A 6,924-nucleotide genomic window follows, 5' to 3' on the forward strand; every position below is an offset into this window, starting at 1 on the left:
TCGACGATGCGTATTTCGATCGGGCATGTGTCGCGCTACGTCTATAGCGAGCCGACAAGGTATTCCATCCTCGCCCTGCGCTTGACGCCGCCATCGTTTCAAGGCCAGCGCGTCATCCAATGGCGTGTCGTCGCGCCGGGTATCGACGCGGTGAAATCCTTTCGCGATGCCTTCGGTAATATGGTCCATCTTGCGACGTGCACCGACGAGCACGATGAATCGTTGATCATCGCGAAGGGCATCGTCGAGACGGAGGATCACGCGGGCGTCGTGCGCGGATTGGCTGATCCGGCGCCCATCCGTGTTTATCGCCGCCAGACAGGGCGAACGACGGCCACGGATGACATCCGCGCCCTCTGCCGGGAGGCAGCCGCCAAGACCGACATTCGCGGAATGCATAATCTGATGCACGCGGTGCGCGACGCGATCGACTACAAGATCGGCGCGACCAACGCCCACACGACGGCCGCCGAGGCTTTGGCCGAAGGCAAAGGCGTCTGTCAGGATCATGCGCACGTCTTCATCGCAGCGGCACGTTCCCTCAATATTCCGGCCCGCTACGTCAGCGGCTATCTCCTCTCCGGCGCTGATGAGCCCTCCGATGCTAACCATGCCTGGGCGGAAGTCTGGCTCGACGGACTGGGATGGGTTGGCTTCGACCCCGCTAATCGGATATGTCCCACCGAGAAGTACGTGCGGCTCGCTTCCGGGCTGGACGCGACATACGCAGCGCCCATTCGCGGCTCCCGCAAGGGTTTCGCGAAGGAGGAGCTTGACGTCATCGTCGAGGTTCAGCAGAGCAGCCAGCAACAATAGGCGCCGCTACTCCGGAGACTTTTTTGTATGACATATGCGGTCGCGTTGCGCCTGGAGGGCGGGCTTGTGTTTGCGGCCGACACCCGGACGAACGCAGGCGTCGACAACATCGCCCAGTATAAAAAGCTGCAACTTTGGCGCCGCCCGGGAGACCGGGTCCTCGTCATGCTGGCCGCGGGTAACCTTGCGGTGACCCAGGCCGTCGTCAGCCTTCTGAACGAGCACCTCGCGGAACCGGAAAGCGAGGAACAAGCCACGCTCTATAACGCGCCAAACATGTATCGCGCTGCACGCGTCGTGGGTGACGCCATCCGCGAGGCGCGCCGGATCGATGGCGCCGCCTTGGAAGCAAGCAAGCTCGGCTTCAATACGAACTTCATCTTCGGTGGCCAGATCAAGGGCGAGCGCCCGCGCCTGTTCCAGATCTACCCGGAAGGCAATTTCATCGAGGCAACCGACGATACGCCTTTCTTCCAAATCGGTGAGCACAAGTACGGGAAACCGATTCTGGATCGCGTCGCGCGCTCGGACATGCGCCTGGGTGAGGCCGCGAAGCTGATACTTCTGTCGTTCGACTCCACGCTCCGGTCGAACTTGTCCGTCGGTATGCCGCTCGACCTCGTGATCTACGAGCGCGATAGCCTCGACGTGACGCGCGAGAAGCGCATCAGCGCGGACGACGAATATTTCCGCCAACTCTCCGGCGCCTGGTCCGATGCGCTGCGTCAGGCATTCTCGACCATCGAGGAATTCGACGTCTGATCGGCCTTACGGCCGCAGCGATTGCTTAACGGCGATAAACCGCAGCTAAGCGCGCGCGCCGTCTTCCCATTGGCTCCACCGAAAGCGCTATGCTGCACCCCAGCAAAATGCGGCTACTTGCCTATGCACGCGTGGAAACGAAAGTGCAGCCTCGCTTCTGCCGGTTAAGTACGCTTAGATGTGCCCGCGCATGAAGGGCAGGTGAGCGCGGAAGGATCTGATGGGTTTCCCAACTCTCAAAGATTATCTCTCGAACTGGACGCTGGAAGGCCGCACCCGCGGCCAAGTGGCAGACACCATTCTAGCTCTCGCTGATGCCAGCGCGCGCTTTTCGGAGATTGTCGCGCGAGGAGCGCTGGGGGGAAAACTCGGTCGCGTTGTGGCGCGTGCAGGCGAATTTGACGAGCAGAAGGAAATCGATGTCCTCGCTAACGGCATGATCATCGATGCGTTGAAGTCTCAGCCCGTCGCAGCGCTCGCTTCCGAAGAAGCCGAGCAGCCGATCTCAATCCAGAACGATGCGCCGCTTTTGGTCGCCACGGATCCTCTCGACGGATCCTCCAACATCGATGCCAACGTTTCGGTCGGAACGATCTTTTCCATTCTCCCGCGTCACCCATCGTCCACGGGAGAAGCGGCCTTCCTGCGGCCGGGTTCACATCAGCTTGCTGCGGGATTTTTTGTGTACGGGCCGCAGACAGTGCTAGCGCTGACGGTCGGCCACGGCACGCAGATCTTTACGCTCGACAGAGAAACGCGGACCTTTCATCTCACCACGCGCAACGTTTCCATTCCCACGGAAGCCGAAGAGTACGCCATTAACGCTTCCAACGCGCGCCACTGGGACGATCCGATCCGGATCTATATTCACGACTGCGAAAACGGCGCCAACGGTCCGCGCGGCCACGACTTCAACATGCGGTGGACGGGCTCTCCTGTGGCCGACATTTACCGGATACTCTCCCGTGGGGGGATCTACCTTTATCCCGGCGACCGCCGGAAAGGATTCCATCAGGGGCGCATCCGGCTGATTTACGAGGCCAATCCTCTGAGCTGGATCGTAGAGCAGGCCGGCGGACGAGCGACGACGGGACTGGAGAGCGTGCTGGATGTCGTCCCGACCGCCCTCCATCAGAAAACGCCGCTGATATGCGGCTCACGCGACGAGGTGGATCGAGTTATGCGCATTTACAGCGGCCAGGAATTCAAGGGCGAGCGTTCGCCGCTCTTCGGCCGCCGAGGTTTGTTCCGGGCCCTGCCATGAGCCTTTAGCTATCAGCCTGTCAGCGTAACTTTTCCGTCCTGAACCGAAGCGCATCGAGCCTCCGCAATGTCCATTAAGCATCCGATCATCTCTGTCACCGGCTCTTCGGGAGCGGGAACGACGTCGGTGCGGCAGACCTTTGAAAACATCTTCCGCCGCGAGCACGTGAAGGCAGCGTTTGTCCAGGGCGATGCCTTTCACCGGTACGATCGCTGCGGCATGGAAAAGGCGATGCATGAGGCGGCAAAGCGCGGCAATCACAATTTCAGCCACTTCGGCGTCGAAGCAAATCTCATCGAAGAACTGGAAACGCTGTTTCGGACCTATTCGGAAAGCGGCAAAGGTCTCATCCGGCACTATGTGCATGACGCGGCTGAGGAGCGCGCGCTGGGCGCACCCATTGGCAGCTTCACGCCATGGACCGAGATTGAGCCGGAAACCGATCTTTTAATGTACGAGGGCCTGCACGGCGCGATCGTCACGGACGAATACGATGTCGCCCGCCATGCGGATTTGAAGATCGGCGTCGTGCCCGTCATCAATCTCGAGTGGATCCAGAAGATCCAAAGGGACCGCTCCGAGCGAGGCTACACCACTGAAGAAGTGACGCAATCGATCCTCCGGCGGATGCCCGATTACGTTCAGTATATCTGTCCGCAGTTCACGCAGACCGACATTAACTTTCAGCGCATCCCGACGGTCGATACCTCGAACCCGTTCATTGCGCGCTGGATCCCGACGCCCGATGAATCGATGGTCATCATCCGCTTCAAGGAGCCGCGCGGTATCGATTTCGCGTATCTCCTGTCGATGATACACGACAGCTTCATGTCGCGTGCCAATTCCATCGTCATTCCTGGTAGTAAGCTCGATCTTGCCATGCAACTCATTCTGACGCCGCTCATTCTGCAACTCGTAGAGCGCCGCCGCCGAGTGATATGATCGAACCTTCGAAAGGTCTTCCGTGTCTCGCCCTCTCTTGATCGCCCCCTCCATTCTCTCGGCCGACTTCAGCAAGCTCGGCGATGAGATCCGCGCCGTCGACGCAGCAGGCGCCGACTGGATTCACTGCGATGTGATGGACGGCCACTTTGTTCCCAACATCACCTACGGAGCGCCGGTCATCAAAGCCGTGCGCGGCGCCTCGAAAAAAATCTTCGACGTGCATTTGATGATTGCGCCAGTCGATCCCTATCTGGCCGACTTCGCCGCAGCGGGTGCCGATATCATCACAGTCCACGCCGAGGCCGGTCCGCATCTTGATCGTTCGCTGCAAGCAATCCGGGCGCTCGGCAAGAAAGCCGGCGTGTCGCTCAATCCGTCCACGCCTGAAAACGTCATCGAATACGTCCTCGACCGTCTCGATCTCATTCTGCTGATGAGCGTCAATCCGGGCTTCGGCGGCCAGTCGTTCATTCCCGCTGTCGTCGAGAAAATCCGCCGCGTGAAGGCGATGGTCGGCGCGCGTCCCATCGATATCGAGGTGGACGGCGGCGTCACGCCTGAGACGGCCCGTCAGGTCGTCGAGGCCGGCGCCAACGTTCTCGTGGCCGGGTCGGCAGTTTTCAAAGGCGGCAGCGAACAAAGCTACCGCGCCAACATGGACGCCATCAGAAACGCGACGAAGCTGCAGGTCTGAACGCCAGCTCAGAAGCGCAGCTTGAATTCGCCACGGGCGAGCGTAATTCGACGGGTCATGACCCAAAGCAAGTTTACCGCGCCGCTCCCGATCGACGATGTGCTCGATGATATTCGAGCAGCGCTTGCCTCGAGCGGCGCAGCCGTGCTCGTCGCGCCGCCGGGAGCAGGTAAGACGACGCGCGTGCCGCTCGCGCTGCTTGATGAGTCTTGGGCCGCTGGCGGCAAGATCCTCATTCTCGAGCCGCGTCGGATCGCGGCCCGCGCCGCCGCGGAAAGGATGGCCGCGAACATCGGCAGCCGCCTCGGTGACAAAATCGGCCTGCGCGCGCGCCTCAATTCGAAGACCGGACCGAACGTCGCCGTTGAGGTCGTGACCGAAGGCGTGTTCACACGAATGATCCTCGACGACCCCGAACTGAAGGGCGTCGCGGCCGTTCTCTTCGACGAGTTTCACGAGCGCTCGCTCGATGCTGACCTTGGGCTTGCCTTGGCGCTGGACACGCGTTCAGCTCTCAGGCCCGATCTCAAAATCCTCGTCATGTCGGCGACGCTCGAAGCCGCAAGCGTCGCAAAGCTGCTGGGCGATGCGCCCATCGTCAGAAGCGAAGGCCGCGCCTTCCCCATCGAAACGCGTTACATCGGCAGGCGAGGCAACAGGATCGAGGATGACGTAGCCGACGCCGTGCGGAAAGCAGTTGCCGCCGACACGGGCTCGATCCTCGTCTTCCTTCCCGGCCAAGGTGAGATCGCGCGCGTCGCCGAACGCTTGAGTGCGCACGCGTTACCGGCTGACGTCGACATCGTCCCACTTTACGGCGGCCTCGATCCGGCGGCCCAGGATCGCGCCATTCAGCCAGCAAGGAACGGTCGTCGCAAAGTCGTTCTCGCAACGTCGATTGCTGAAACCTCCATCACCATCGAGGGCGTGCGCGTCGTCATTGACAGCGGCGTCGCGCGCGTGCCCCGTTTCGAACCGGATGTCGGCATCACGCGGCTGGAGACCGTGCGCGTATCGCGCGCCTCCGCCGATCAGCGCCGTGGCCGCGCGGGGAGAACCGCGCCAGGAGTTTGCTATCGGCTATGGGACGAGCCCGAGACGCAAGGCCTCGTTCCCTTCGCGGAACCCGAAATTCGCTCCGCTGATCTTTCAGGGCTGCTGCTCGATTCCGCGGAGTGGGGCACGAACGATCCGCGATCTCTGGCCTGGCTTGATCCGCCAGCCGAAGGTGCGCTCGCCGCTGCGCGCTCGGGCTTGCAGACGGTTGGCGCACTCGATAGCGATGGCCGCATCACCGATGAGGGCAAGCGGCTGCGAGCCTTGCCGCTTCCGCCGCGATTGGCGCGAATGGTGCTGAAGGCTGGCGACAGTGGCGATGCGCGTACGGCTGCAGAGCTAGCGGCGATCCTCGTAGAGCGCGGCATCGGCGGGAATGACCTCGACATCGGCGTACGTCTTGAAAATTTCCGGCGTGATCGTTCGCAACGGGCGGAAAGCATGCGCGCGCTCGCTCGCCAGTGGGCGCGGACAGGTTCGCCCTCGAACGCCAAAGCGCTTTCTCCCGCCGCGCTCCTCGCGCTCGCTTACCCCGAACGGATCGCAAAAAATCGCGGCAAGCGCGGCAGCTTTCTTCTCGCTAACGGCAGGGCAGGCATCGTGGACGACAGTCATCACCTCGCCTCTGCGTCCTATCTCGTTGTTGCCGAGCTTCAGGGGCGCGCTGCCGCAACGCGCATTATGCTCGCCGTCGCAACGGACGAAGCGGAGATTGAAGACTTCGCAGGGGACGCGATCCAGTCGATCGACGAGGTGGTCTTCGACAAGGAAGCCCGTGCGGTCCGCGCACGACGGACGCGTCGTCTCGGTGCGATCGCGCTCAGCAGTGAGCCGCGCGCCCTTGGCTCCGGGGAAGACGTTTCCGCCGTTCTCGCGCGCGGTTTGGCCGATCTTGGCGCGCAGGCCCTGCCATGGACGAAAGCTCAGCTCCAGCAGCGCAGCCGCATCGCATTCCTCCGCCAAGGGGATGAGACGTGGCCGGACCTCTCGGACGCCGCACTGACGGCAACGATGGAAGAGTGGCTCCTGCCATTTCTACTTGGCAAGTCGCGTTTGTCGGAAATCGATGCCGGTACGTTGGACGCGGCACTCGATACGTTACTGCCCCGCTCACTTCGCTCACGCCTTGATGCTGAAGCACCCACGCATTTCGAAGCTCCGACCGGTAACAGGTTTGCGCTGGACTACGACGTTGCGGATGCGCCGGCGCTGCATATTCGCGTTCAGGAACTCTTCGGATTGAAGGAACATCCCGCGATCGCGCGAGGACGCCTACCGCTCACGCTGCATCTGCTGTCGCCCGCGCACCGGCCCATCCAGATCACCCGTGATCTTCCGGGTTTTTGGGCGGGCTCATGGCGCGCGGTGCGGGCCGATATGCGTGGCC

At 61.9% G+C, this 6,924-nt stretch carries 6 protein-coding genes; all 6 read left to right on the plus strand.

What is annotated here, in order from left to right:
* Window positions 1–6 precede the first annotated feature (6 nt).
* Entirely contained in the window at window positions 7–816 is an 810-nt protein-coding gene (locus VFG26_RS17465; RefSeq protein ID WP_325027316.1) for a transglutaminase family protein, read from the plus strand.
* A gap of 27 nt (window positions 817–843) precedes the next feature.
* On the plus strand, window positions 844–1,578 hold the full coding sequence (locus tag VFG26_RS17470; RefSeq protein WP_325027317.1) for a proteasome-type protease: 735 nt from the start codon (window positions 844–846) through the stop codon (window positions 1,576–1,578).
* A gap of 220 nt (window positions 1,579–1,798) precedes the next feature.
* Window positions 1,799–2,842: a class 1 fructose-bisphosphatase gene (locus VFG26_RS17475; protein ID WP_325027318.1), complete on the plus strand. Its 1,044-nt coding sequence runs from the start codon at window positions 1,799–1,801 to the stop codon at window positions 2,840–2,842.
* Between the two features lie 66 nt (window positions 2,843–2,908).
* Complete coding sequence (locus VFG26_RS17480) at window positions 2,909–3,784, plus strand: phosphoribulokinase (RefSeq protein WP_325027319.1); 876 nt, start codon at window positions 2,909–2,911, stop codon at window positions 3,782–3,784.
* 22 nt (window positions 3,785–3,806) lie between these two features.
* Window positions 3,807–4,481, plus strand: a complete 675-nt coding sequence (gene rpe / locus VFG26_RS17485; protein ID WP_325027320.1) for a ribulose-phosphate 3-epimerase — start codon at window positions 3,807–3,809, stop codon at window positions 4,479–4,481.
* A gap of 57 nt (window positions 4,482–4,538) precedes the next feature.
* Window positions 4,539–6,924 (plus strand): ATP-dependent helicase HrpB (gene hrpB, locus VFG26_RS17490; protein ID WP_325027321.1); only part of this gene is annotated, 2,386 nt, incomplete at its 3' end.

Origin of the sequence: Hyphomicrobium sp. (assembly GCF_035687085.1) — a bacterium.
Taxonomy (GTDB): Bacteria; Pseudomonadota; Alphaproteobacteria; order Rhizobiales; family Hyphomicrobiaceae; genus Hyphomicrobium_B.